25 protein-coding genes are annotated in these 24,294 nt (G+C 54.0%); 7 read left to right on the top strand and 18 right to left on the bottom strand.

Annotated elements, in window-relative coordinates:
• The first annotated feature begins 25 nt into the window (after positions 1-25).
• Entirely contained in the window at positions 26-913 is an 888-nt protein-coding gene (locus ACMGGS_RS04195) for a LysR family transcriptional regulator (RefSeq protein ID WP_276159110.1), read from the top strand.
• A gap of 206 nt (positions 914-1,119) precedes the next feature.
• On the opposite strand, the gene ACMGGS_RS04200 is transcribed toward ACMGGS_RS04195, so the two are convergent.
• The 4 genes from ACMGGS_RS04200 to soxR all read right to left on the bottom strand — a co-directional run bounded on the left by ACMGGS_RS04200 (position 1,120) and on the right by soxR (position 5,833).
• Positions 1,120-2,766, bottom strand: a complete 1,647-nt coding sequence (locus ACMGGS_RS04200; RefSeq protein WP_414165157.1) for a Na+/H+ antiporter — start codon at positions 2,764-2,766, stop codon at positions 1,120-1,122.
• 151 nt (positions 2,767-2,917) lie between these two features.
• Positions 2,918-4,267 carry an NCS2 family permease gene (locus tag ACMGGS_RS04205; RefSeq protein WP_414165158.1) on the bottom strand — a complete coding sequence of 450 codons (1,350 nt, stop codon included), beginning with the start codon at positions 4,265-4,267 and terminating at the stop codon, positions 2,918-2,920.
• Positions 4,268-4,658: 391 nt separating this feature from the next.
• Positions 4,659-5,327 (bottom strand): glutathione S-transferase family protein, encoded by a 669-nt coding sequence (locus ACMGGS_RS04210; protein ID WP_414165159.1) that lies wholly within the window; start codon positions 5,325-5,327, stop codon positions 4,659-4,661.
• A gap of 47 nt (positions 5,328-5,374) precedes the next feature.
• Positions 5,375-5,833 (bottom strand): redox-sensitive transcriptional activator SoxR, encoded by a 459-nt coding sequence (gene soxR / locus ACMGGS_RS04215; protein WP_414165160.1) that lies wholly within the window; start codon positions 5,831-5,833, stop codon positions 5,375-5,377.
• An 85-nt stretch (positions 5,834-5,918) separates the two neighbouring features.
• Between soxR and soxS the strand changes: the two genes are divergently transcribed.
• Positions 5,919-6,248 carry a superoxide response transcriptional regulator SoxS gene (gene soxS, locus ACMGGS_RS04220; RefSeq protein ID WP_414165161.1) on the top strand — a complete coding sequence of 110 codons (330 nt, stop codon included), beginning with the start codon at positions 5,919-5,921 and terminating at the stop codon, positions 6,246-6,248.
• Here soxS and ACMGGS_RS04225 read toward each other — a convergent pair.
• Positions 6,233-7,822 (bottom strand): EAL domain-containing protein, encoded by a 1,590-nt coding sequence (locus ACMGGS_RS04225; RefSeq protein ID WP_414165162.1) that lies wholly within the window; start codon positions 7,820-7,822, stop codon positions 6,233-6,235. The two genes, soxS and ACMGGS_RS04225, sit on opposite strands and share 16 nt — an antisense overlap.
• Positions 7,823-8,635: 813 nt before the next feature.
• On the opposite strand from ACMGGS_RS04225, the gene ACMGGS_RS04230 reads away from it, so the two are divergent.
• Positions 8,636-8,917 (top strand): YjcB family protein, encoded by a 282-nt coding sequence (locus ACMGGS_RS04230; protein WP_414165163.1) that lies wholly within the window; start codon positions 8,636-8,638, stop codon positions 8,915-8,917.
• A 66-nt stretch (positions 8,918-8,983) separates the two neighbouring features.
• Here ACMGGS_RS04230 and ssb1 read toward each other — a convergent pair whose 3' ends face one another.
• Positions 8,984-9,529: a single-stranded DNA-binding protein SSB1 gene (gene ssb1 / locus ACMGGS_RS04235; RefSeq protein WP_414165164.1), complete on the bottom strand. Its 546-nt coding sequence runs from the start codon at positions 9,527-9,529 to the stop codon at positions 8,984-8,986.
• Between the two features lie 248 nt (positions 9,530-9,777).
• On the opposite strand from ssb1, the gene uvrA reads away from it, so the two are divergent.
• The 3 genes from uvrA to ACMGGS_RS04250 all read left to right on the top strand — a co-directional run bounded on the left by uvrA (position 9,778) and on the right by ACMGGS_RS04250 (position 13,515).
• Complete coding sequence (gene uvrA, locus ACMGGS_RS04240) at positions 9,778-12,600, top strand: excinuclease ABC subunit UvrA (protein WP_414165165.1); 2,823 nt, start codon at positions 9,778-9,780, stop codon at positions 12,598-12,600.
• Positions 12,601-12,742: 142 nt separating this feature from the next.
• Positions 12,743-13,183, top strand: coding sequence for a hypothetical protein (locus ACMGGS_RS04245; RefSeq protein WP_414165166.1), 441 nt, complete (start codon positions 12,743-12,745; stop codon positions 13,181-13,183).
• Between the two features lie 2 nt (positions 13,184-13,185).
• Positions 13,186-13,515 carry a hypothetical protein gene (locus ACMGGS_RS04250; RefSeq protein ID WP_414165167.1) on the top strand — a complete coding sequence of 110 codons (330 nt, stop codon included), beginning with the start codon at positions 13,186-13,188 and terminating at the stop codon, positions 13,513-13,515.
• Position 13,516: 1 nt separating this feature from the next.
• Here ACMGGS_RS04250 and ACMGGS_RS04255 read toward each other — a convergent pair whose 3' ends face one another.
• The 8 genes from ACMGGS_RS04255 to dnaB all read right to left on the bottom strand — a co-directional run bounded on the left by ACMGGS_RS04255 (position 13,517) and on the right by dnaB (position 20,684).
• On the bottom strand, positions 13,517-13,870 hold the full coding sequence (locus ACMGGS_RS04255; RefSeq protein WP_414165168.1) for an MmcQ/YjbR family DNA-binding protein: 354 nt from the start codon (positions 13,868-13,870) through the stop codon (positions 13,517-13,519).
• A 2-nt stretch (positions 13,871-13,872) separates the two neighbouring features.
• Entirely contained in the window at positions 13,873-14,289 is a 417-nt protein-coding gene (locus tag ACMGGS_RS04260; protein WP_414165169.1) for a secondary thiamine-phosphate synthase enzyme YjbQ, read from the bottom strand.
• 109 nt (positions 14,290-14,398) lie between these two features.
• The gene (aphA, locus tag ACMGGS_RS04265; RefSeq protein ID WP_414165170.1) at positions 14,399-15,112 is read right to left on the bottom strand and encodes an acid phosphatase AphA; all 714 of its coding nucleotides are present in this window, start codon (positions 15,110-15,112) and stop codon (positions 14,399-14,401) included.
• A gap of 195 nt (positions 15,113-15,307) precedes the next feature.
• Positions 15,308-16,501, bottom strand: a complete 1,194-nt coding sequence (gene tyrB, locus ACMGGS_RS04270; protein WP_414165171.1) for an aromatic amino acid transaminase — start codon at positions 16,499-16,501, stop codon at positions 15,308-15,310.
• 70 nt (positions 16,502-16,571) lie between these two features.
• Positions 16,572-17,582: an AAA family ATPase gene (locus ACMGGS_RS04275; RefSeq protein ID WP_414165172.1), complete on the bottom strand. Its 1,011-nt coding sequence runs from the start codon at positions 17,580-17,582 to the stop codon at positions 16,572-16,574.
• Entirely contained in the window at positions 17,579-18,136 is a 558-nt protein-coding gene (pnuC, locus tag ACMGGS_RS04280) for a nicotinamide riboside transporter PnuC (RefSeq protein ID WP_414165173.1), read from the bottom strand. Before pnuC ends, ACMGGS_RS04275 begins: the two co-directional genes overlap by 4 nt.
• A gap of 23 nt (positions 18,137-18,159) precedes the next feature.
• On the bottom strand, positions 18,160-19,239 hold the full coding sequence (gene alr / locus ACMGGS_RS04285; protein ID WP_414165174.1) for an alanine racemase: 1,080 nt from the start codon (positions 19,237-19,239) through the stop codon (positions 18,160-18,162).
• Positions 19,240-19,277: 38 nt separating this feature from the next.
• The gene (dnaB, locus tag ACMGGS_RS04290; RefSeq protein ID WP_176920893.1) at positions 19,278-20,684 is read right to left on the bottom strand and encodes a replicative DNA helicase; all 1,407 of its coding nucleotides are present in this window, start codon (positions 20,682-20,684) and stop codon (positions 19,278-19,280) included.
• 63 nt (positions 20,685-20,747) lie between these two features.
• On the opposite strand from dnaB, the gene ACMGGS_RS04295 reads away from it, so the two are divergent.
• Positions 20,748-21,731 (top strand): quinone oxidoreductase, encoded by a 984-nt coding sequence (locus ACMGGS_RS04295; protein ID WP_414165175.1) that lies wholly within the window; start codon positions 20,748-20,750, stop codon positions 21,729-21,731.
• A gap of 165 nt (positions 21,732-21,896) precedes the next feature.
• Here ACMGGS_RS04295 and pspG read toward each other — a convergent pair whose 3' ends face one another.
• From pspG to ACMGGS_RS04315, 4 genes are all read right to left on the bottom strand, one after another.
• A complete protein-coding gene (pspG, locus tag ACMGGS_RS04300) occupies positions 21,897-22,139 on the bottom strand; it encodes an envelope stress response protein PspG (protein ID WP_414165176.1) in 243 nt (80 codons plus the stop codon).
• 136 nt (positions 22,140-22,275) lie between these two features.
• Positions 22,276-23,286 (bottom strand): tRNA dihydrouridine(20/20a) synthase DusA, encoded by a 1,011-nt coding sequence (gene dusA / locus ACMGGS_RS04305; protein WP_414165177.1) that lies wholly within the window; start codon positions 23,284-23,286, stop codon positions 22,276-22,278.
• Positions 23,287-23,420: 134 nt separating this feature from the next.
• Complete coding sequence (gene nadS / locus ACMGGS_RS04310; RefSeq protein ID WP_414165178.1) at positions 23,421-23,717, bottom strand: NadS family protein; 297 nt, start codon at positions 23,715-23,717, stop codon at positions 23,421-23,423.
• 69 nt (positions 23,718-23,786) lie between these two features.
• On the bottom strand, positions 23,787-24,104 hold the full coding sequence (locus tag ACMGGS_RS04315) for a type II toxin-antitoxin system RelE/ParE family toxin (protein WP_276159131.1): 318 nt from the start codon (positions 24,102-24,104) through the stop codon (positions 23,787-23,789).
• Positions 24,105-24,294: the final 190 nt, after the last annotated feature.

A 24,294-nucleotide genomic window follows, 5' to 3' on the forward strand; every position in this document is an offset into this window, starting at 1 on the left:
GCGCCCATAGTTTTAAGGAATAACCATGGATCTGAGAACGCTACGCTATTTTGTCGAAGTGGTACGCCAGCAGAGCTTCACCCGTGCGGCGGAGCGGCTTTTTGTCACCCAGCCCACCATCAGTAAGATGCTGAAGAATCTGGAGGATGAGCTTAACTGCACGCTGCTGATCCGCGACGGGCGCAGGCTGTTGCTGACTGACACCGGGCGCGTGGTGTTTGAGAGAGGGCTGGCGATCCTCGATGAATTTAACCAGTTAGAGGCGGAACTCAGTGACATCAATCATCTCAATAAAGGCTTATTGAGGCTTGGCATCCCACCGATGGTGGGCGTACTGATGGCCGGCCCCATCAGTCTGTTTCGCCAGCGCTATCCTGGCGTTGAGTTAAAAATTTCTGAATTTGGCGGACTGACGGTGCAGCAGGCGGTCATGAACGGCGAGCTTGACGTCGCCATGACCGCGCTGCCGGTAGAGGAAGAGAGCGGGCTGACGACATTGCCGCTTTTTAGCCATCCGTTATGCGTCCTGGTTCCCCGCTCGGGTGAGTGGCTGAACTGTCAGTCGATTTCGCCCCACCAGCTCGCTGCGCATCCCCTGCTGATTTACAACGAGGATTTTGCCCTTAGCCGCCAGCTCATGCATCTTTTCGATCGGCATGAGGCGAAGCCAAAAATTGCTGTACGCAGCGGGCAGTGGGATTTTCTGGCCGCCATGGTGCAGGCAGGCGTGGGACTGGCGATTTTACCCGAGCCGATTTGTGAGCGGTTGAATAAAGATACGCTGCGCTGGATCCCGCTGCAAAGCGAGCTGAGCTGGCAACTGGGCATGATCTGGCGTGAAGGTGTCTATTTGTCGCACAGTGCGAGAGCGTGGCTGGCCTGTTGCGAAGGGTTCTGGCTACCTGAGAAATAATCAGACTGCTGACAAACGTGATCTCGTGGAATTTTGCCCGGTGGCGCTACGCTTACCGGGCCTACGTTTGTGGTGTAACCTGCTGATATTGTAGGTTTTCGTAGGCCGGGTAAGGCGAAGCCGCCACCCGGCAAAACAGCGTGCACCATAGCCAAACAGGTTTGTCATCAACCTCAATCGCCGGGGAAGACCCGGCGATTCAGAAGTTATTTACTTTCCACCAGCAGCGCTTCCAGCAGGTCCAGATCGTGCAATAACTTTTGCAGCGTCTCATTGCTGATCTGCCGCGTTGCACGCAGATGGTAAAGCTCGGCCCGCTCAGAGCGCAGCGCGGCCAGGCGGAAACGGCGCTCCAGATTCTCTTCCTGGAATGAGTGTTCCACATCATTACGCCCGTCGGCGCGGCGACGCAGATTACCAATCACCCGCGAACTCACTTCGCGCAGAAGCTGGTCATCAATATTCTCTTCCATATTGGCGGCCAGACGCTCTTCCATTTTCTCAATGGCGACAATCGCCACGTCCGCCGTCGCGGCACGAGCCAGCCGCTCTTCTTTCTGCTGCTGAGCATGGTCGCGAACTTCAATTCGCTGGAGCAGCATCGGCAGGACAATCACGCCGACAAACAGCGAAAAGAGGATCACGCCTGCCGCGAGGAACACCAGTTCATAACGCGCCGGGAAACCGCTGCCGTCCGGCAGTAATAGCGGAATGGAGAGCACACCCGCCAGGGTAATGGCCCCGCGCACGCCAGCTACCGACGCAATCAATAGCTCGCGAGTGCTCCACGATCCAAACTCCATCGGCTTGTTCTTCAGGAAACGGCGGCTGAATTTTTTCATCGTCCACAGCCAGCCAAAACGCACGAACATCAGTGCGGCGTAAATCAGCACAATATCGGTGAATAGCATCCAGGTTTCGACGTTCGGGTCGCTCTCAGCAGCGGCCAGCGAGGATTCGAGGATACCCGGCAATTGCAGGCCCAATAGCAGGAATACCATGCCGTTAAACACAAACTCGAGCATCGCCCAGGTGCTGTTGGCACGCAGGCGCATGGCCAGTGGTGCAGAGCGCATCACACCGGAACGTGTAATGGTCATCCCTGCCGCCACCGCCGCCAGGATGCCCGATACGCCCACGTGTTCAGCAATGAGATAGGATGCAAACGGCAGCAGGAACAGCAATACGATTTGGGTAGCCGGTTCATCACCGCCCCAGCGGCTGAGAAAGCGTAACGATCGCCCGTACAGCCAGCTGACAACAAAACCGGCCAGCAGGCCGCCAATCGCCACCTTCAGAAATTCAACGGAAGCACCGCCTACGGTAAAGACCATGGTGCCCATCGCCACCGCGACGGCAAATTTCAGCGATACCAGGCCAGAAGCATCGTTCATCAGCGCTTCGCCCTGAAGAATGCCCATGATTTTTTTCGGAATACGCCCTTCGCCAACAATGCCGGAAAGTGCCACGGCATCGGTAGGTGACAGAACGGCCGCCAGCGCGAAGGCCGGGATCAGCGGAATACCCGGCACCATCCAGTAAATGAGGAAACCGATACCCGCAACGGTGACCAATACCAGCGCCAGCGCGAGGCCGAAAATCTCACGTCCATGTTCAAGAAATTCGCGCGTCGGTGTCTTCCAGCCGTCAGCAAACAGGAGCGGCGGAATAAATAATACGAGGAAAAGCTCCGGGTCAAACTCGACGTGCAGGCCAATCGTCGGCCAGGCCAGCAGCGCCCCGATGGCGATCTGCATTAGCGGGAGCGGGATTTGAAAAGGAAGAACGCGGGTCACCACTCCGGAGAGCGAGACCACAAGCGTCATAATCAGTATTGTGAAAAATATTTCCATGCTGTCCCTGTTTGCTTTGTGTGGAATCAAGCGCACTGCGCACTCTTAATAGTAAAACATTGTGGTCAACGTAAGGGAAACAGGATGTACCTTAAAAAACAAAAACGGGCAGCCTGAGCCACCCGTTTTGGATATGGAAAAGGTTATCGACTTAAATAGCCCAGCCACCCGCATAAAAAATAACCAGCGCCAGCGCGATAATCACAGTGCCGAGATTCAGTTTACGCCATTCGCCCGACACGATACGGCCAATCACCAGCGCCGCAAAACCGATCATAATGCCGGTCACAATGTTACAGGTCAGGACGATAAAGACGGCGGTGATCAGGCCGCACATGGCATCAACAAAGTCCGCAAAGTCGATGCGTGCCACATTGCTTAACATCAGCAGGCCAACGTACATCAGCGCCGGTGCAGTCGCATAGGCCGGAACAAGATAAGACAGCGGAGAGAGGAACAGGATCAGCAGGAACAGAATGCCGACCACAATTGCCGTCAGGCCGGTTTTGCCGCCCGCCGCCGTCCCTGCCGCAGATTCGATATAGACCGCTGCCGGAGCCGCGCCCACCAGGCCGGAGAAGACGCTGCTCAGGGAGTCGGTGGTCAGCGCTTTGCCGCCGTTGATGATCTGCCCGTCTTTATCCAGCAAATTCGCCTGTCCGGCTACCGCGCGAATGGTGCCGGTAGCGTCAAAAACGGCGGTCATGACCAGCGCCAGCACGCTTGGCAGTACTACCGGATTCAGCGCGCCCATAATATCCAGACTACCAATCAGCGAGTTACCGTGCTCATCGCTCAGCGACGGCATGGCAAAAATACCCGAGAAATGGACGTTCGGATCAAACAGCAGACCGACGACAGAGATACCGATAATGGTCAGCAAAATGCCGCCCGGTACTTTCAGTTTTTCGAGACCGATAATCATCGCCAGACCAATCAGCGACATGATCACCGGGAAGCTGGCGAAATGCCCCAGTGTGACCGGCAGCCCGTCCAGCGGGTTTTTAATGACCAGACCCACGCCGTTGGCGGCGATCAGCAGCAGGAACAGACCGATACCAATCCCGGTACCGTGTGCAATGCCCTGCGGCAGGTTACGCAGGATCCAGCTACGAATGCCGGTCGCTGAAATAATGGTAAACAGTACACCCATCAGGAAGACCGCACCCAGTGCCACCGGAATGCTGATATGTTGACCCAGCACCAGGCTGAACGCGGTAAAGGCGGTCAGAGAGATAGCGCAGCCAATTGCCAGCGGCAGATTGGCCCACAGGCCCATTAACAGAGAGCCAACGCCCGCCACCAGACAGGTTGCTACAAACACGGCAGCAGGCGGGAAGCCCGCTTTACCCAACATCCCTGGCACCACAATGACAGAGTACACCATCGCCAGAAAGGTGGTTAACCCCGCCAGAATCTCCTGACGAACGGAGCTGCCACGGGCAGAAATTTTAAACCAGGCGTCGAGTGAACCGCCGGTACGCGCTGAAGGCGTAGACATAGAAAACATCCCCTGAGAATTTTTTATCTTTCGTTGGTTAGCGTGGTGGACAATCCACTGCCAGGTAAACGTCATCTCCCTGTGCTGCGTTACGGTAAAGAAGCACCGTAAAAAGCAAACGTTTAACTCCGCGCAAACAAAACGGCTTAACAAATGTTATTGAGTGGGCAAATGAAGACGCTCATCCGTCCACTAAATAAAAGGCAAACGATTATCCAGCGTTTAACCCGCCTTTTTCAACTGAACTTTGCAGCATTTTGCTAAGATTCGCTTATGGCGGTGAAGAAATCGCCAGTGGATGCGCAAACGTTATCGTTTATGCGCAAACTGGCAACATTTTTATTGCGGATTATTTTCAATTTGAGGAACGGCCTTTTGCCATTAGAAAAAGCTATTCGCCTGGCAAGGTGAACGGCCCGCCTTTTTCGATAGCGTGTTTCCATGCTGGACGCATTTCTACCCGCTTTTTCCAGGCATGCAGATTCGGCAAATGCTCAATACCGCCACGCGATAGCAGCGCAAATACCGGAAAGCTCATCTGCACGTCCGCCATACTCAAGTCGTCACCTGCAAACCACGGCTTGTGCGCCAGTTCAGATTCGATAAAACGCGCGTGCGTCTCAATCTGCTTATTCAGGTACGCTTTCTGCACGCCCTGACCTAACGCGCTGCCGAGCGTGCGCAGCCCGAACGGTACGGGAGGTTTACCCAGCCGTCCGAAAACCAGCTTCATCAATAGCAGGGGCATCAGCGATCCTTCGGCATAATGTAGCCAGAAGCGATACTGCAATTTCTGCGCCTTATCCTGCGGCTGGAGCTGGTGCGTGGGATCGTAATACTCTTCGAGATACTCCAGGATAGCGCCGGACTCCGCGATGACCAGCCCATCATCTTCCAGTACCGGCGATTTGCCCAGCGGATGCACCTTTTTAAGGGATTCCGGGGCGAGCATGGTTTTTTCGCGCTCGTAACGCACGATCTCATAGGGCTGATTTAATTCTTCAAGCGCCCAGAGCACGCGTTGTGAGCGTGACTGATTCAGATGGTGCACCTTCAGCATAATTTTCTCCTGTCGTTAAGCTGTTAACTATAGGAGAGGTTTGGCCTTTATTCTTCCTCCAGCAGCCGTGCGCCGGTCCCCTCTTCGCCCAGTTTATCGCCGGGGTTACGCAGCGGACAGTCACGGCGGGAAAGACAACCGCAGCCGATACAGCCATCCAGTTGATCGCGCAACGCCACTAGCGTATGAATGCGCCGATCCAGTTCTTCTCGCCACTGGGATGAAAGATGCTGCCACTCTCTGACGCTCAGATTATGCCCTTCCGGCAGCACGCCAAACGACTCGCCAATGGTGGAAAGTGGAATGCCAATACGCTGAGCAATCTTGATAATCGCTACGTATCGCAGCACATCACGCGAGTAACGCCGTTGATTGCCGCTATTGCGCACGCTCTTTATCAGCCCTTTGCTTTCATAGAAATGCAGGGCCGAGACGGCGACGCCACTACGTTTGGCAACCTCGCCGGGCGTCAGCATCGCTTTAATACGGGGTGATCTCTTTTCCATAAACCGCTTTACCTCAAGTTAACTTGAGGAATTATACTCGCCCGCAGAGAAAACGACGAATCTGATGATGAGAAGAGGACGCTGTATGTCGCATCGTGAAATTATTCAAACGCTGATTGAATGGATTGATGAGCATATCGATCAACCACTTAACATCGATATAGTGGCCAGAAAATCAGGCTATTCGAAGTGGTATTTGCAACGGATGTTCCGTGCGGTGATGCATCAGACGCTGGGTGACTATATTCGTCAGCGGCGTTTATTGATGGCAGCGGAGGCGTTGCGTACCACGCAGCGGCCGATTTTTGATATTGCGATGGATTTGGGCTATGTCTCCCAGCAGACCTTTTCCCGCGTGTTCCGCCGCGAGTTTGATCGCACGCCGACGGACTATCGCCATCAGATTTCGGCGTGACGCTTACGCGGCTTCAGCAGTCTTATCGGTTGCTGGAGCCAGATAATAAACTCGTGCGACGGCATCGCTTTCGCGAAGTGCCAGCCCTGACAATACTGCACGCCACGCTTCAACAGCCAGGACACCTGCTCCGCCGTTTCTACACCCTCGGCGATGGTTTTCAGGCGCAAGCTCTGTGCCATTTCAACAATATGCTCAGCAATCAGATTATTGGTGCTCAAGGTATCAATAAATGATTTATCGATTTTTAATATATCGACATTGAGCGAGTAGAGATTGTGCAGGTTAGAATAGCCGGTGCCGAAATCATCAATTGCCACTTCATAGCCTGCCTGACGAAACGCCTGAATAACCGGTGTCGTTTTTGGCACATCAATAAACCCACGCTCGGTCACTTCAATTTTGATTTGCTGGGCCAGTACCGAATATTTCTGTGCTTTATCAGAGATTAACGCGATTAAACGTGAAGAGTGGAAATCCGAAGCCGATAAGTTGATTGAGATATAGAGATGCGGATGCGCGGCGAGAAACTCGCCTAAATCGGTAAACACTTCTTCCACAACGTAATCCGTCACATGCTCAATCAGCCCCTCTTTTTCTGCCAGCGGAATAAATTCTGCCGGACTCATTACCTGCCCTTCAAACGCTGGCCAGCGCAATAGCGCTTCTGCGCCAACGCACTGGTTATTTTTGATATCGATAATAGGCTGATAGTGCAGGCGAAGCTGGCGTTTCTGAAGCGCGCGCTGTAGCAGACGGCGCGGGGAGTTAAACTCCCGGTGCGTTCGCGCCCAGACCAGCAGGATCAGAATACTGCATATCATTCCCAGCGGGAGCGTGAGCGATGCCTGATGGTAGAAATTATCATGAAAGCGAGATGAAATTGTTGAGACAATAATAGCGATTGGCCGTCGCTCAGATCGCGCAATAGTATAAAAACGCCCGTTGTACTGAAAGGTGTAGTCTTTATTAAGTAGCAGTTTTTTTAATATCGCGGGATCGGCCTGTTCACTTACCGAAAAAAACGCGTTAGTGACCGTATCGTATACACCATACGCCAGCGACTGATCTTCCGAGATAACTTCACTGTAGGAGAGCGGATTAATAACAGCAACATAATTCCCTCGCCGCATATAGTTCATTTTATAGCCAGGGTAAAAAGGGGTATCACGGTAGTAGTAAATAAAGATATCAGGCTTGCGCCAGTAATTCTGTCTCGGCATCAGATATGGCTGTGCAGGACGAAGAGACGTCGAGCATAAAAAATGATCGCCCTTGGCGTAGATTAAATCATCAACGTATAGTCGGCCATGAACGATATTCAGCATTTGTTGCTGATGCCGGACGCTGCAAATGTCGCCGCGGAATTGCTCTGCGGCATCGCGTGCCAGATCGGCCTGACGAATTACTTTTTCCGTTTTATTGAGCGCAAGTTGCGCAAATGAGCGTAGCTGGTCACGTGTTTCTGAAACGGCTCTTAAATGAGCAAACCATAGCGCAAGCATCACCGGCAGTAAAACTACCATGATGATCCCGAGGACTCTCAGCACCTTGCGTTGCACGCTATGGTTCATTTCAGCCTAATATCCCTGCATTTTATGTGCCTGAGCTCCAAAATGGATACTTTGATAAAAGAAGTGATTACGTTGCATGAATCATACGACATTAGCAACCGACTTTTTATCGCAAAAACCTAATATTTAGTGATGACGATAATATTTTTCCGTAAGGCAAACTTAAAGTGGAGGCCACGTTTTTATTAAGGAGAGGAGAAAATGTACATGGTGTTGTTTAAAACAGGAGAAGTCAGCCTAAGGACGAAAGCGTATTGTATAGTTCTGCATCAACTGGTTGATGAGTGCCCTTTTATGCAGCATAAATGCTGAATTAGAGATACAACTTTTGGAGGATATTCGCCAAAGATAAAGAGTGTGGTAATTAAGTATTCGTTAAATTACAAAAAAATATATGCAGCGTTGAAAAGCATAAAAATTCGAGCAAAAAAAATGCCAACAGAATTAAAAAGCCCACGGTTAAAGGCGTGCTAAAAAGTTAACGTGACGCATAACAATCTGTGTTGCAACATTTTATAAAACAGTTATAGGGCGAAACATTTTATTGTAGCTTAATTCTTCGCCATCACTTAATTGAGAAATCAGATAACACTATAGCGGAGTTTCAACACTACGTATGACATTTTTCCTGGCCCTTGACAAGCAGGAAGGCGGTTCTTTTTCTGGCGAATAAAACAACAAATGTGATATAGTTCACAAATCCTGTGATACAGGAACGCCGTTTCATAAAAATTTCCCTGTCTGACGACAGTCTGCGCCTCCCGGCCGGGCTGCTGGCCGAAGGCATGTCATTTTTCACTGAGGATAGATTTCATGGCTACCATTACTACCAGCGTCGTGTTGCTGCGCTGGCCTCTGGTAAGCGCCGGGCTGATGTTTTTAGCCAGCACCCTGAACATTCAGTTCCGCAAAGCGGATTATATCGGCCTGGCGGTGATAAGCACGCTGCTGGGTATGATTGCCGCCTGCTGGTTCGCGACCAACCTGCTGGGGATCACGATGGCTGATGTATCTGTGATTTGGGGAAATGTAAAAGACGTGATGGTTGAAACGATGGGACAAATGCCACCGGAATGGCCTGTTGTCATGACCTGATGATTCTCTGGTCAACGCAATGAACTGACCAGCCCCTGTAAAGGAACTGGTCGGGGTATCGCGTGGTTAGAACGGAATATCGTCGTCAAAGTCCATCGGCGGTTCGTTGGACTGTGTCGGGGCTGCCTGCTGTTGTGGCTGCGGGCGAGACTGCGCGCCGCCGCTGAACTGGTTGCCGCCCTGAGACTGCTGCTGAGGCTGCTGAGGCTGACCCCAACCGCCCTGCTGCCCGCCGCCTGCCGGTGCGCCGCCGCCCTGCGGACGTCCGCCCAGCATCTGCATCACGCCGCCAATCTGCGGGACGTTAATCTCCGTGGTATAGCGTTCCTGACCACTTTGATCGGTCCATTTACGGGTACGTAACTGTCCTTCGATATACACCTGAGAACCTTTGCGCAGATACTCACCGGCTACTTCCGCCAGCTTGCCGAACATCACCACGCGGTGCCATTCCGTCTGCTCTTTCGTCTCACCGGTCTGCTTATCACGCCAGGATTCGGAAGTAGCCAGCGTGAAGTTGGCAACTGCGCCACCACTCGGCAAGTAGCGTACTTCCGGGTCCTGCCCCAGATTACCGACGAGAATCACCTTATTTACGCCTCTACTGGCCATAATTGTGTCTCCTGAAAACGTTCTTAATGAGTGTAAACGCGCGATTGTAACATTACCAGACCACGCTTTGATACCTTGTGAAGTCGATTCCGTTAAACAACTTCCTGATGACATTTTTGCACATCTGCATGGAAGTTGCATTCCAATACTGTATATTCATTCAGGTTAATTTGTGTCATAATTAGCCGTTTCAGTTGCAAAAAAACGCCGTTTGTCCTTCAAACAAATCAGGCTACCGGGAAAGGTGAATGGATAAGATAGAAGTTCGGGGCGCACGTACCCACAATCTAAAAAACATCAACCTCGTCATCCCTCGCGACAAACTGATTGTCGTCACCGGGCTTTCGGGTTCTGGCAAATCTTCTCTGGCTTTTGACACGTTATACGCTGAAGGGCAACGTCGCTACGTCGAGTCCCTCTCCGCCTATGCGCGTCAGTTCCTGTCGCTGATGGAAAAGCCGGATGTCGATCATATTGAAGGCTTATCGCCAGCGATTTCTATTGAACAGAAATCAACGTCGCATAACCCGCGTTCTACCGTAGGGACGATTACCGAGATCCACGACTACCTGCGTCTGCTATTTGCTCGTGTGGGCGAGCCGCGCTGTCCGGATCACGACGTGCCGCTGGCCGCGCAAACCGTCAGCCAGATGGTCGATAACGTGCTGTCACAGCCTGAGGAAAAGCGGCTGATGCTGCTCGCGCCCATCATCAAAGAGCGTAAGGGCGAACACACTAAGACGCTGGAAAACCTCGCCAGTCAGGGGTATATCCGCGCCAGGATTGACGGCGAAGTCTGCGATCTCTCGGACCCGCCCTCGCTGGAGCTGCAAAAGAAACATACTATCGAGGTGGTGATCGACCGCTTTAAGGTACGTGACGATCTCTCTCAGCGTCTGGCCGAGTCTTTTGAAACGGCGCTGGATCTCTCCGGCGGCACGGCCATCGTTGCCGATATGGACGATCCCAAAGCGGAAGAGCTACTCTTCTCCGCCAACTTTGCCTGCCCGATTTGCGGCTACAGCATGCGCGAGCTTGAACCGCGCCTGTTCTCGTTTAATAACCCGGCGGGCGCGTGTCCAACCTGTGACGGGCTGGGCGTACAGCAGTATTTCGATCCCGATCGCGTGCTGCAAAACCCGGAGCTGTCGCTGGCGGGCGGTGCGATCCGCGGCTGGGATCGCCGTAACTTTTACTATTTCCAGATGCTGCGCTCGCTGGCGGAGCATTACAAATTCGACGTCGATGCCCCGTGGGGCAGCCTGAGCGCCAGCGTGCAGAAGGTCATTCTCTTTGGTTCCGGTAAAGAGTCTATTGAATTCAAATACATGAACGACCGCGGTGATACTTCCGTGCGCCGTCATCCGTTTGAAGGCGTGCTGCATAATATGGAGCGTCGCTATAAAGAGACCGAATCCAGCGCGGTGCGTGAAGAACTGGCGAAATACATCAGCAACCGCCCGTGTGCGACCTGCGAAGGGACGCGTCTGCGCCGGGAAGCGCGCCATGTGTTTGTTGAAAACACCGCGCTCCCGACCATCTCTGATATGAGCATCGGTCATGCGATGGACTTTTTCACTAACCTGAAGCTGTCCGGTCAGCGGGCGAAAATCGCTGAGAAAGTGCTCAAAGAGATTGGCGATCGTCTGAAATTCCTGGTGAACGTCGGTCTGAACTACCTGACGCTTTCACGCTCGGCGGAAACGCTTTCTGGCGGCGAGGCGCAGCGTATTCGTCTGGCAAGCCAGATTGGCGCGGGCCTGGTGGGCGTCATGTACGTGCTGGATGAACCTTCTATCGGCCTGCACCAGCGCGATAACGAACGTCTGTTAGGGACGCTGGTTCACCTGCGCGATCTTGGTAATACCGTGATTGTGGTCGAGCATGATGAAGACGCGATTCGCGCAGCGGATCACGTGATTGATATCGGCCCTGGTGCAGGCGTTCACGGTGGTCAGGTAGTGGCTGAAGGACCGCTGGACGCTATCATGGCGGTGCCCGAGTCGTTAACCGGTCAGTACATGAGCGGCAAGCGCAAAATCGAGGTGCCGAAGGAGCGGGTGAAAGCCGATCCGGAGAAAGTGCTGCGGTTAACCGGCGCACGCGGCAATAACCTGAAAGATGTCACCCTGACGCTGCCGGTAGGGCTGTTTACCTGCGTGACTGGCGTCTCCGGCTCCGGTAAATCGACGCTAATTAACGATACGCTGTTCCCGATTGCTCAGCGTCAGTTGAACGGTGCAACCATCATCGAACCGGCGCCGTACCGTGATGTACAAGGTCTGGAGCATTTCGATAAGGTTATCGACATCGACCAAAGCCCGATTGGTCGCACGCCGCGCTCTAACCCGGCGACCTACACCGGCGTCTTTACGCCGGTGCGCGAACTGTTTGCTGGCGTGCCGGAATCCCGTTCACGTGGCTATACGCCAGGACGTTTTAGCTTTAACGTGCGCGGCGGGCGCTGCGAGGCCTGTCAGGGCGATGGTGTCATTAAGGTGGAGATGCACTTCCTGCCGGACATTTATGTGCCGTGCGATCAGTGTAAAGGCAAGCGCTACAACCGTGAAACGCTGGAAGTGAAGTACAAAGGCAAAAGCATCCACGAAGTGCTGGATATGACCATCGAAGAAGCGCGTGAGTTCTTTGATGCCGTACCGGCGCTGGCGCGTAAGTTACAAACGCTGATGGACGTTGGCCTGTCGTACATCCGTCTCGGTCAGGCGGCGACAACGCTTTCCGGCGGTGAAGCCCAGCGCGTGAAGCTGGCGCGTGAGCTGTCGAAGCGCGGTACCGGGCAGACGCTGTATATTCTTGATGAGCCGACCACCGGTCTGCACTTTGCCGATATTCAGCAACTGCTGGAAGTGCTGCACCAGTTACGCGATCAGGGCAACACCATCGTGGTGATTGAGCATAACCTTGATGTCATCAAGACCGCCGACTGGGTGGTCGACCTCGGTCCGGAAGGCGGCAGCGGCGGCGGCGAGATCCTCGTCTCCGGTACGCCAGAAACAGTGGCAGAGTGCGAAGCTTCGCACACCGCGCGTTTCCTTAAACCGATGTTGTGATCGTCCTGTGCCGCTTCCCGCTCCGGGAAGCGGCATCATTTTTCCTCATCCGTTCTCATTTCTCCCCCGTGAGCTTTTATGATTTGCCCCGTCACCCCGGCTGGTATGAGATTGCCGCACCTGTTCACCGCCGGAAACGATCATGCTTTGCTATCACTGGATCACCCGATGCGCCGCCGTATGCTGCGCCCTTTTGCTGTCGGCCTGCTCGCTAACCGATAACTACAACGCTCAGGCCCATCAGCAACTGGAAGGGCTGAAAACGTCGCATCTGCACTTTATCGCCGATGCGGCCACCGCGCCGCTGGATACAAACATTATTGCCCGGGACGATAGTGAACTCCGTCAGGGCTTTGATGAGGCGCTGATGCTGGCGGCAACGCTTAACGATCCGCTGCGGATAGAAAATCTGACCCTGCTGGAAGAAAATTACTTTCGCCTGCATGCGCGGGTAATCCGACAAAACAGCGCGCTGACAGAAGTTCAGGCAAGGCTGTTCACACAGCAGGCCCGGCAGGCATGGCAACTGGCTATTGAAGGCGAATGTCTGCGACCCGGTTCCGCCTGCCATCCGGAGAAATAAAGATGCCATCGCTTAATACGCTTTTAACCAACGCCAAAGAACAGCCTGCAAGCTTAGGCACAGCGGCCACAGAATTCATCACCCTGCTTAATCTTGCCGCCCGCGATGAAGATGCCGGAATACGCGATGCCGGGACGCTGATCGCACTGGCACTGCGTGAAAAAGCACGTGGCTGGCTTACTCAGGATGATCTGATCGTGTTACTGGAGGGGCAGCGCGACATCGCCCGCCTGCGCGCGAATAATGCGGAAATCGCTCTCCGCAGTCGCATTCAGTCGATTGTCATCCGCCTGCTTGATCTCGCACTGGCAACGCTGATTGCCGCACTCTGAGTCAGAGTGCCAGCAGTTTACGTTTATCTTCCGGCAGCGTCGTGATGACCTGCTGATAAGAGGCATCCACCAGATAATAAATCTGCGAAGCCGGCAATGTGCCATCGAGGTATACCGTGCTCCAGTGGGCTTTATTGAGATGCTTGCTGGGTCGAACATCTTTATGTTCGTTACGTAATAACTCAGCCAGTTCGGGGCTGGTTTTCAGAGAAACGGCCGGGCGTTCTTCCACTATTTTGACCATCGCAAAAAGGACATCCGCGACTTTGATCTGCGTGGCTTTCCAGTCGCTGTGTACGCTCTGCTCCGCGCCCGGTTTTGCCATACAGTATTGTAAGAGTTCCGAATCGGTCATGATTATTCTCCTTGCAGGGTCGCGATAATATGACGCGAACCGCCGTGGATACGATGTTCTCCCAGCCAAATCCCTTGCCAGGTGCCGAGTTGCACGCGCCCGTTTTTCACCGGCAGCAGCAGAGAAACGCCCAGTGTTGACGATTTAATATGCGAGGGCATATCGTCTGCCCCTTCATAATCATGTTCATACGGGGCGTTATCGGGGATGGCTTTGAGAAAATGCTGTTCCATATCGCGGCGAACGCTCGGATCGCAGTTCTCATTGAGGGTCAGGGAGGCGGAAGTGTGTTGAAGCAGCAGATGCAGTAAGCCGACGTTAACGCGTGATAGATCGTGAATTTGCCCCAGCACTTCATCCGTCACCAGGTGAAATCCACGCGGTTGCGCGCGTAATGTCAGGGTTTGCTGATACCACATAAGCTGCTCCAGTCAGAAAGATGAACCTCTCTAAGTGTGCAGCAAGACGCCAAAAGGTAAACCCTTTGGCGTCTTTTTGTTTAAAAAGCCAGCAATTCACATGCGAACGTTAATATTCGGAGTTAGCAATCACTTCCTCGCCAAACATGCCAGCCTGTGGCAATGGTTTGTAGGTCGAGTTGGAGGCGCGTAACACACGGATCGCCCGCGCGCCCGTCTCCTGCGCGGCAGTCATGTCGTTATCAGAATCGCCGTAGAACAGTTTGATCTGCTTATCCTGTAACCACTGGGTTTTGGTATTCTGGCCTGCTTTATCGCCCGCGAAAATGACCGGATTCATGTTTGCCGCCGGAATAGAAAAATCGTTCTGTAGCGTTTTTGACACCGTTTCGGTCTGGGTCTGGCTGCGTCCGGTGATGAAGTAAATACGGTCGCCGCGTTTAACATGCATAGCATTCAGCGCGCGCGCCACTTCTTTAGGGATACTGAACTCATCCCAGCCGTTATTCATTTTTTCCCAGAAGGCCGGATTGTGCAGATAGTCCTCGCTGTCGGGCGAATACGTTTCTTTACCGCGCCAGAAGCCAGGGCTTGAGAACAGCACGGTATCGTCGATATCAAAACCCACGGCCATCGGCGGGCGTCCCGTCAGGCTATTTTCGATTTGCGCCACGGAAACCCAGTGAACAGGCGCTTGTTCAGCGAGTCTGGCAACGTTGGTGCCTGTGTACAGCGGAGAAGGCGTGGAGGCGCGGGCGACGACAGTGCCATTAAGTGCCAGAGCCAGGCAGGCGGCATTCAGCGCCATGATAATTTTGCGCATACGTTTCCCTTAAGTCCCTATTTTTTATGTTGTTAGCGTGCGCAGTTATTGTGCGCTTGTTCAGACCTTAACCTTAGCGGCAGGCGAAAGAAAGGGTTTTATCGGCATTGGTTGTGCGGGATCAAAAGGCAGTAATGCGCGAGGTCTGACAAGCTCCTGTCAGATCTCGCGTCCCGGCAGTAGGTAAGTGAGCGCTTACATCACCGCAGCGAAGGCCTGTGCCACGCGCTGAACGTTGCGTGTATTCAGTCCGGCGACGCACATCCGTCCGCTGGCAATCAGGTAAATACCAAATTCATCACGCAAGCGATCAACCTGGGCTGCACTCAGACCGGTATAGCTGAACATGCCACGCTGTTGCAGCAGGTAATCGAAGTTGCGTCCCGGCACGGCCTCTTTTAGCACCGTGACCAGCGTCTGACGCATCGTCAGAATCCGCAGGCGCATCTCTTCAACCTCTGCCAGCCAACTGGCTTTTAACCCGGCGTCACGCAGCACCGTCGAGACCACCTGCGCACCGAAATTCGGCGGGCTGGAGTAGTTGCGACGCACGGTCGCTTTTAACTGACCCAGCACGCGAGACGCCGACTCAGCATCGTCACAGACTACCGACAACCCGCCGACACGTTCGCCGTACAGCGAGAAAATCTTGGAAAATGAATTGCTGACCAGAGCGGGCAGCCCGGCGCTGGCAATCGCGCGGATCGCATACGCATCCTCTTCCATACCCGCACCGAAGCCCTGATAGGCAATATCGAGGAACGGGATCAGCTCGCGGGCCTTCAGCACCTCTACTACCGCATCCCACTGCTCATTGGTGAGATCGGATCCGGTAGGGTTATGACAGCACGGATGCAGCAGGACAATACTCTGCGCGGGCAGCGTATTCAGCGTTTCGATGAGCGCATTAACGCGAACGCCTTTGGTGGTATCGTCAAACCAGGGATAGGTTTTTACGCTGAATCCGGCACCTTCAAAAATGGCCACGTGATTATCCCAGGTCGGATCGCTGACCCAGACGCCAGAATTCGGGAAGTAGCGTTTCAGGAAATCTGCCCCGACTTTCAGCGCACCAGAGCCGCCGAGGGTCTGAATGGTCGCTACGCGATGCTGCGCCAGTACCGGATGATCGACACCAAACAGCAGGGGGGCAATGGTGTGACGATAACTATTCAGACCTTCCATCGGCAGGTAAAGCGATGCGCCGTGCGGCTGCGCATTAAGACGCGCCTCGGCTTCAGCCACCGCCTGTAGCTGCGGAATAATGCCATCTTCGTTGTAGTAAAGGCCGATGCTGAGATTGACTTTGTCGCTGCGCGGATCGTCTTTGAAGCGTTCCATCAGGGAGAGAATCGGGTCGCCAGCGTAGGCGTCAACTTTCTGAAACACGTGGTGGTTCTCCAGGTTTACGGTCTGAGTGAATTACACAATAAACCAGCCTGCAGAGAGATAACAGCGTTTAATGTAGCGTCGCCAGGTGCGTCAGAATTTGCGTAATCCGCTCAGAAACCGGACCACGGACGCGAATAAACGGTAGCTTTCTGCGCGTTAGTTCCCGCTCATACCACGCCTGTTGCAGGCGACGAAAATCCTCGCCCTGCCGCGTACCGTCCTGCACAAAATCGAAATCGGCATCGCACAGGACAATCAAGGCGTAATCCCGTTCTGCAAGACGGTGAAGTTCTGGCGGCGCATGGCCGAACTGATGAAGCGTATAGAACAGGGTCGTCAGCGGCGAGGTGTCACAGACCAGATACTGCGCTGGCTGTGCGGCTTCTTCGCGCTGTACCTGGGTACGGGCGATATGCAGAAGGTCGTGATAACCTAAATCCTCCTGTTTCTGTTCCCAGTATTCACGGCCAAATTCGGCGACGAAAGTAGTATTCAGCGCCTCTGCCAGCGCTTTTGAAAGCGTACTTTTACCGGTGGATTCGCCACCCAGCAGGCAAATGCGGAGGACAAAATCACGGTAGACCTCGTCCGGCAGCATCGCATGATAGCGGTGAACATCGGCGCGGATCAGCGTTCCGGACGGCGCGTCAGGCTCCGCACCGCGCTGTAGCCTGACGTGTGTAACCGGCTGGTTAAAACGCTCACTGAGCACCGCCGCAAAGCCATCGCCATAATCTTCTCCGCTAAATACCACCTGCGGATGTTGCTGAAAAACCTGCTCGCATACCGTGGCGACATAGTGTCGATGGCTATCCGCGCTATCTTGGTTATGAGGGATCGCAGGGAGTTGCCACGCCTTCACTCGCTCAGGCATCAGTACAATTGACCGGCACTGAGGAAAACGCTGTTGCAACCAGCGTTGCCGCTTTTCCGGCTCGCAGCCCGGCAGTTCAGGCACCGAATAACTCAGCAGCAGTACCGTGTCGCACTGCGCCAGCGCGGCGTTAATCAGCCGCTCATGGCCGCAGTGCAGCGGCGCAAACTTGCCGACAATAAGACCGGTGGCGAAGCGCTTCATTGCCTTCTCAGCTCTCTACGCCATTTCCACAGACCGTGCCAGGCGTTAAACCAGAAAACCAGATACAGCCCCGCCGTCAGGGACAATCCCCGATACGCATACAACGGGACTGCCAGCGTGTTCACGGCAAGCCAGACGTACCAGTTTTCCAGACGTCGGCCCATCAGCATAAACTGCGCCAGCACGCTGAACGTGAGGATTAAGGAATCCAGCCACGGCGACCAGGCGTTAGTGAAGGTATGCAATAAGAGGCCGTATCCTGCGGCGACGAGAACAGCACCGCAGAACAGCAGGAAAAGATGGCCGATATGTGTCTTCCTGATGGGAAGCACCTTGCCGTGCTGGCCTTTAAGCCAGTGTAGCCAGCCAGTAATACTGGTGGCGATGAAAAAGACCTGTAGCGTCACATCGGCGTAAAGTTGCACCGACCAGAATACCCAGCCATACAGCACGCTACCGATAATGCCCGTCCACCAGGTGTGAACACTGTTACGCGCCGCCAGCCAGACTGAAATGGCATAGCTGAGGCAGGCGGCGATTTCCGGTATGGACATTTTCCCTCCCTGGAAAGCCAGGATTAATCGATATACTGCATCGCTACCCGCGACGTCAGCCGCGTGATAAGTTCGTAAGCACTTACTTTTGTAATCTCAGCAATCCGCTCGACGGGTAAACCCTCACCCCACATGATCACGGTATCCCCTGCACGGTCGGCGCTTTCCGGGCCTAAATCAACGCAGATCATATCCATCGCCACGCGCCCGACAATCGGCACTTCGCGACCGTTGACCAACACCGGCGTACCGGACGGTGCGGCGCGTGGATAACCGTCGCCGTAGCCCATCGCTACCACGCCAAGACGGGTATTCCGCTCGCTCACCCAGGTGCCGCCGTAGCCCACAGGTTCGCCCGCTTTATGTTCGCGCACGGCAATCAGACTGGAGGTGAGCGACATGACGGGCTGGAAGCCAAAATCTGGCCCCCAGGGTTTTTGCTCCAGCGGCGAGACGCCGTAGAGAATGATGCCCGGCCGCGCCCAGTCAAAGTGCGACTGCGGCCACAGCAGAATGCCGCCCGAGGCGGCGATAGAGCGCTGCCCCGGTTTACCTTCGCAGAACGTATTAAAAATATCGAGCTGTCTCTCTGTGGCCCCACACTCAGGCTCATCGGCACGGGCAAAATGGCTGACGATATTCACCGGTTGGCGCACGTTTTTGCACTGCGTCAGACGCTGATAAAACGCTTCGGCCTCTTCCGGCCGCACGCCGAGGCGGTGCATACCGGTATCCAGCTTCATCCATACGGTAACGGGTTCGCTGAGATCGGCACTTTCCAGCGCCTCAAGCTGTTCGGGATTATGAACGGCAGTGTGCAGATGCTGTGCGGCGATGGTCGGCAGATCGGCGGCATTGAAAAAGCCTTCAAGCAGCAAAACTGGCTGAGTAATGCCACCTTCACGCAGCTGTAAGGCCTCTTCGAGACGGGCGACGCCGAAAGCGTCAGCGTCGGGGAGCGTTCGCGCGGTCTCCAGGAGACCGTGTCCGTAGGCGTTCGCTTTCACCACCGCAACGAGCTTGCTGGCGGGGGCCAGTTCGCGCAGGCGTTGCAGGTTGTGTCGCAGAGCGCGGCGGTTAATAACTACAGTTGCCGCTTGCATGTGTGTTCCTTGATAAGTGTTTGCTTTTACTGGCTGAATTATTCGTCGTCGTACTGTGGTCCGGCGTAGTTATCGAAACGCGACCACTGCCCGTTAAAGGTCAGACGCACCGTACCGATGGGACCGTTACGCTGTTTACCGATAATAATTTCCGCGATGCCTTTGAGATCGCTGTTCTCGTGATATACCTCATCACGATAAATAAACATGATTAAGTCGGCGTCCTGTTCGATAGAGCCGGATTCACGAAGATCGGAGTTCACCGGGCGTTTATCGGCACGCTGCTCCAGCGAGCGGTTAAGCTGCGACAGCGCCACTACCGGCACCTGTAGCTCTTTCGCCAGCGCCTTCAGCGAGCGGGAGATTTCGGCGATCTCCAGGGTACGGTTGTCGGACAGCGACGGCACGCGCATCAGCTGGAGGTAGTCGATCATGATCAGGCTCAGCCCGTCATGCTCGCGGAAAATACGCCGTGCGCGGGAGCGGACTTCCGTCGGCGTCAGGCCGGAGGAGTCGTCGATATACATATTGCGCTTTTCCAGCAGGATACCCATCGTGCCGGAGATCCGCGCCCAGTCTTCATCGTCAAGCTGACCGGTACGAATGCGCGTCTGATCGACACGGGAAAGCGATGCCAGCATACGCATCATAATCTGCTCACCGGGCATCTCCAGACTAAAGATCAGCACCGGCTTATCCTGCAACATCGCCGCGTTTTCGCAGAGGTTCATCGCAAACGTAGTTTTCCCCATCGACGGACGCGCCGCCACGATGATCAAATCCGAGCGTTGCAGGCCGGCGGTCTTCTTATTCAGATCCTGATAGCCGGTATCCACCCCGGTGACGCCATCGTGCGGCTGCTGGAACAGGGTCTCAATACGTGCGACAGTGGCGTCGAGGATCTGATCGATACTCTTCGGGCCTTCGTCTTTATTGGCGCGGTTCTCGGCGATCTGGAAAACGCGGGATTCGGCGAGATCCAGCAGTTCGTCGCTGCTGCGGCCCTGCGGATCGTAACCCGCATCGGCAATCTCATTGGCCACCGAAATCATATCGCGGACGACAGCACGTTCACGCACGATATCCGCATAAGCGCTGATGTTCGCCGCACTTGGCGTATTTTTTGATAGTTCCGCCAGATAGGCGAAGCCGCCGACGCTGTCCAGCTGTCCCTGTTGTTCCAGCGACTCGGCAAGCGTGATCAGGTCAATGGGTTTCCCCATCTCCTGCAAACGCCCCATTTCGGTGAAAATATGCCGGTGCGGCCGGGTATAAAAATCGTCCGACACTACACGTTCGGCGACATCGTCCCAGCGTTCGTTATCCAGCATTAAACCGCCCAACACCGACTGTTCCGCTTCAATCGAGTGCGGGGGCATTTTTAACCCGGCAACCTGCGGGTCGCGAGGTTCAGTCTGTTTGTTGAAGGGTTTATTTCCTGCCATAGTGAATGGAGTTACCGAGATGATGAATGGGTCGAAAGATTATCACATTGTTCAGGAGGAAGCATGGCAACACGTATCGAATTTAACAAGCACGGCGGGCCGGAAGTGTTGCAGGCGGTGGAGTTTACGCCGGGCGATCCGGCAGAGAACGAGATTCAGGTAGAGAATAAAGCTATTGGGATCAACTACATCGATACCTATATTCGCAGCGGTCTGTATCCGCCGCCGTCATTGCCCAGCGGATTAGGCACCGAGGCGGCGGGCGTAGTCAGTAAAGTCGGCAGCGGCGTAACCGATATCAAGCCCGGCGACCGTGTGGTTTATGCGCAGTCCGCGCTCGGCGCTTACAGCTCGGTACACAACGTACCTGCTGATAAAGCGGCTATTTTGCCGGATGCCATCTCCTTTGAGCAGGCGGCAGCCTCGTTCCTTAAGGGGCTGACAGTATTCTATTTACTGCGCAAAACTTATGAAATTAAACCGGATGAGGTGTTTTTGTTCCACGCTGCTGCCGGGGGCGTCGGGCTAATTGCCTGTCAGTGGGCGAAAGCGCTGGGCGCGAAGCTTATCGGTACGGTCGGCTCGGCGGAGAAAGCGCAGCGGGCGAAGCAGGCGGGCGCGTGGCAGGTGATTAACTACCGCGAAGAGAACCTGGTGGAGCGGGTAAAAGAGCTTACCGAGGGTAAAAAAGTGCGCGTGGTTTACGATTCGGTAGGTAAAGATACCTGGGAATCCTCGCTGGACTGTCTGCAACGCCACGGACTGATGGTGAGTTTTGGTAACTCTTCAGGCCCGGTCACCGGGGTTAACCTTGGCATCCTGAACCAGAAAGGTTCATTGTTCGCAACGCGCCCTTCCCTTCAGGGCTATATCACTAACCGCGAGGAACTGACCGAAGCCAGCAATGAGCTGTTTTCACTGATCGCCAGCGGCGTGATTAAAGTGGATGTCGCTGAGGCGCAAAAATTTGCGCTGAAGGATGCGCAAAAAGCGCATGAGACGCTGGAAAGCCGGGCGACGCAAGGTTCAAGCCTGCTGATCCCCTAGAAAAGTTTAGGGCTTCCACGAGGGAAGCCCTTACTTTTTTTAGTTCGGCCGTATGTAGGGTACAGCGCGATGAATTCGTTAGACGGAGAATAGTGACAGATTTGCTAAGCAAAGCCTATGCGATTCTAAGCAAAAGTGCTGGGGTTGTGATCCTCTGCACATTCCTTAGTAACGAGAGCGCTTATTGCACTGATATTGCGGTACTTTTGGCGCCTTTATCGTTCGGATCACCCATACCACCGCGACCGCCAGCAACAGCCATGGCAGCAATTTAATGACCAGCGCGAACAGGCCACCAACAAACATCAACGCCGTCGCCACGAACAGCGCAGCGATGATGCCCAGCAGTGATACGCCCGTCATCAGCAGCACGACAAAAAATCCGCTAACAAAAAGTAGTTCCAGCATGACGATCTCCCCGAAAAATGCCTTGATATCGTTATATTTACAAAAATCGTGCCAAGTTTAACCTCTTGATTATCAATAAAAACGCCCCGCATAAGGTATGCGAGGCGTGGTGAAATTGACCAGATTGTAGTGAAGATTAGCGTTTATCCGCCACCAGCTTCAGTGCCTGCTCGAGCACGTCAATATCGGCTCCTGCCTTGTGCGCATTTTCACTCAGGTAACGACGCCACTGGCGCGCGCCGGGGATCCCCTGAAATAGCCCCAGCATATGCCGTGAGATATGCCCGAGGTACGTTCCCTGGCTGAGTTCGCGTTCAATGTACGGGTACATGGCGCGGACTATCGCCACCGGATCGGCATCTGCGCCGGTGGCGTTAAAGATTTCCCGATCCACCGATGCCAGAATCCCCGGGTTCTGGTACGCCTCACGCCCGACCATCACCCCATCCATATGCTGAAGGTGCGCGTTGGCTTCTTCCAGCGATTTAATACCGCCGTTGATCGCCATGGTTAAGTGCGGAAAATCGCGCTTCAGCTGGTAAACGCGCGGATAATCCAGCGGCGGGATTTCGCGGTTTTCTTTCGGACTCAGCCCGGAAAGCCAGGCTTTGCGCGCGTGAATGATAAACATCTCGCATTCGCCCTTGCCGGAAACGGTATCAATAAACTGGCACAGGAACTCATAGCTATCCTGATCGTCGATGCCAATACGCGTTTTCACCGTCACCGGAATGGAAACCACATCGCGCATCGCCTTAATACAATCCGCGACCAGCGCGGCGTTGCCCATCAGGCAGGCACCAAACATACCGTTTTGCACGCGGTCTGAAGGACAACCCACGTTGAGGTTGATTTCATCATAGCCACGCGCCTCTGCCAGTTTCGCGCACTGCGCAAGCGCCGCCGGATCGCTGCCGCCAAGCTGGAGCGCGACCGGGTGTTCTTCTTCGCTATAGGCCAGATAATCACCTTTACCGTGAATAATCGCGCCTGTCGTGACCATTTCCGTGTACAGCAGCGTATGGCGGGAAAGCAGACGCAGGAAATAACGGCAGTGCCTGTCCGTCCAGTCGAGCATCGGCGCGATGGAGAAACGGTGGGCGGGGAAAGAAGCGTTGGCGATGCCAGGATTTGGATTCAGGTGCATTTTTGACGTCATTGGCAGAATGAGATAACCCTGAGCAGAGAGAAACCTCTCTGTGTTACAGGTCGAGCCGTCTACTATAACATAGAGAAAAGGTATAACGCTGGCCGCATTACACGCGCAGGCTCAACGTAGAATTAAATCGTTTTAAGCTGATTAATAATAAAAGGATTCATTTCCAGTAAAAGCAGAAGCTTTCTCGGTGCCCCCGTTGGCTGACGCCGCCTGGTTTCCCAGCTTTTTACCAGATCGTAACTCACGCCAACCGCCATCGCAAAATCCTGCTGCTTTAAACCCGTCGCCTCACGTATCGCTTTGACATCAATGGCACTAAACGTATGAACGTGTTCCGGTGCTGGCGTTTGCTCACCTTTTTCAATTCTTACCATCTCTTCTGCACTCGCTAGCAGATCGGCAAATAATTCGTCTTTCATCTGTACCTCATCTCCCCGTTGATGCATCATCGGCCCTATTGCCCTATGAGAAGTTACAGAACCTCAGCCTTATACGAGCATGTCGGATAATTGCTTCAGCGCTCTTTTTTGATCTTCTGATAAATCATCTTGCTCATTTTTGGGGTATATCAGGGCCAGATAAATCCGCCCTTTACGCGTCACAGTATAATAAATTACCCGTACACCGCCGCGTTTACCCATTCCGGGGCGACTCCAGCGGATTTTGCGGAAACCGCCCGTCCCGGCAATAACATCTCCGGTTTCAGGATCTTCAATCAACAGCTCCTGAAACACACGGAACTCATCATCTGGTAAAAAAGCTTGCCGCCGCTTACTGAACCCATGAAGCTCAATAAAAGTAAACATCCCTGTTCCTGCGCTATTGTAACTTTAACGCTATTTTACATGTACGCCGTACACACATCAAATATTTTAGTGTACTGAGTACATATATGTATGCCGTTAATTTACTGCTTGCTCATGAGTAACATGAAAGCGTGCAGTCCGTACTAATCTGTTATGACCAGTCTTTTGAGTGAGACTGCCATGTAAACAG

The organism is Superficieibacter sp. BNK-5 (assembly GCF_047456055.1).
In the GTDB taxonomy this organism is placed as follows: Bacteria; Pseudomonadota; Gammaproteobacteria; order Enterobacterales; family Enterobacteriaceae; genus Superficieibacter.

Excerpts from the sequence above, each read along its gene's own strand:
- ACMGGS_RS04205 (WP_414165158.1), bottom strand. The coding sequence starts at position 4,267 with ATGTCTACGCCTTCAGCGCGTACCGGCGGTTCACTCGACGCCTGGTTT.
- ACMGGS_RS04295 (WP_414165175.1), top strand. The coding sequence starts at position 20,748 with ATGGCAACACGTATCGAATTTAACAAGCACGGCGGGCCGGAAGTGTTG.
- ACMGGS_RS04225 (WP_414165162.1), bottom strand. The coding sequence starts at position 7,822 with ATGAACCATAGCGTGCAACGCAAGGTGCTGAGAGTCCTCGGGATCATC.
- ACMGGS_RS04195 (WP_276159110.1), top strand. The coding sequence starts at position 26 with ATGGATCTGAGAACGCTACGCTATTTTGTCGAAGTGGTACGCCAGCAG.
- uvrA (WP_414165165.1), top strand. The coding sequence starts at position 9,778 with ATGGATAAGATAGAAGTTCGGGGCGCACGTACCCACAATCTAAAAAAC.
- ACMGGS_RS04245 (WP_414165166.1), top strand. The coding sequence starts at position 12,743 with ATGCTTTGCTATCACTGGATCACCCGATGCGCCGCCGTATGCTGCGCC.
- alr (WP_414165174.1), bottom strand. The coding sequence starts at position 19,239 with ATGCAAGCGGCAACTGTAGTTATTAACCGCCGCGCTCTGCGACACAAC.
- soxR (WP_414165160.1), bottom strand. The coding sequence starts at position 5,833 with ATGGAAAAGAGATCACCCCGTATTAAAGCGATGCTGACGCCCGGCGAG.
- dnaB (WP_176920893.1), bottom strand. The coding sequence starts at position 20,684 with ATGGCAGGAAATAAACCCTTCAACAAACAGACTGAACCTCGCGACCCG.
- pspG (WP_414165176.1), bottom strand. The coding sequence starts at position 22,139 with ATGCTGGAACTACTTTTTGTTAGCGGATTTTTTGTCGTGCTGCTGATG.
- soxS (WP_414165161.1), top strand. The coding sequence starts at position 5,919 with ATGTCGCATCGTGAAATTATTCAAACGCTGATTGAATGGATTGATGAG.
- ACMGGS_RS04260 (WP_414165169.1), bottom strand. The coding sequence starts at position 14,289 with ATGTGGTATCAGCAAACCCTGACATTACGCGCGCAACCGCGTGGATTT.
- ACMGGS_RS04250 (WP_414165167.1), top strand. The coding sequence starts at position 13,186 with ATGCCATCGCTTAATACGCTTTTAACCAACGCCAAAGAACAGCCTGCA.
- ACMGGS_RS04210 (WP_414165159.1), bottom strand. The coding sequence starts at position 5,327 with ATGCTGAAGGTGCACCATCTGAATCAGTCACGCTCACAACGCGTGCTC.
- ACMGGS_RS04255 (WP_414165168.1), bottom strand. The coding sequence starts at position 13,870 with ATGACCGATTCGGAACTCTTACAATACTGTATGGCAAAACCGGGCGCG.
- ACMGGS_RS04230 (WP_414165163.1), top strand. The coding sequence starts at position 8,636 with ATGGCTACCATTACTACCAGCGTCGTGTTGCTGCGCTGGCCTCTGGTA.
- aphA (WP_414165170.1), bottom strand. The coding sequence starts at position 15,112 with ATGCGCAAAATTATCATGGCGCTGAATGCCGCCTGCCTGGCTCTGGCA.
- ssb1 (WP_414165164.1), bottom strand. The coding sequence starts at position 9,529 with ATGGCCAGTAGAGGCGTAAATAAGGTGATTCTCGTCGGTAATCTGGGG.
- pnuC (WP_414165173.1), bottom strand. The coding sequence starts at position 18,136 with ATGTCCATACCGGAAATCGCCGCCTGCCTCAGCTATGCCATTTCAGTC.
- ACMGGS_RS04275 (WP_414165172.1), bottom strand. The coding sequence starts at position 17,582 with ATGAAGCGCTTCGCCACCGGTCTTATTGTCGGCAAGTTTGCGCCGCTG.
- dusA (WP_414165177.1), bottom strand. The coding sequence starts at position 23,286 with ATGCACCTGAATCCAAATCCTGGCATCGCCAACGCTTCTTTCCCCGCC.
- ACMGGS_RS04315 (WP_276159131.1), bottom strand. The coding sequence starts at position 24,104 with ATGTTTACTTTTATTGAGCTTCATGGGTTCAGTAAGCGGCGGCAAGCT.
- ACMGGS_RS04200 (WP_414165157.1), bottom strand. The coding sequence starts at position 2,766 with ATGGAAATATTTTTCACAATACTGATTATGACGCTTGTGGTCTCGCTC.
- nadS (WP_414165178.1), bottom strand. The coding sequence starts at position 23,717 with ATGAAAGACGAATTATTTGCCGATCTGCTAGCGAGTGCAGAAGAGATG.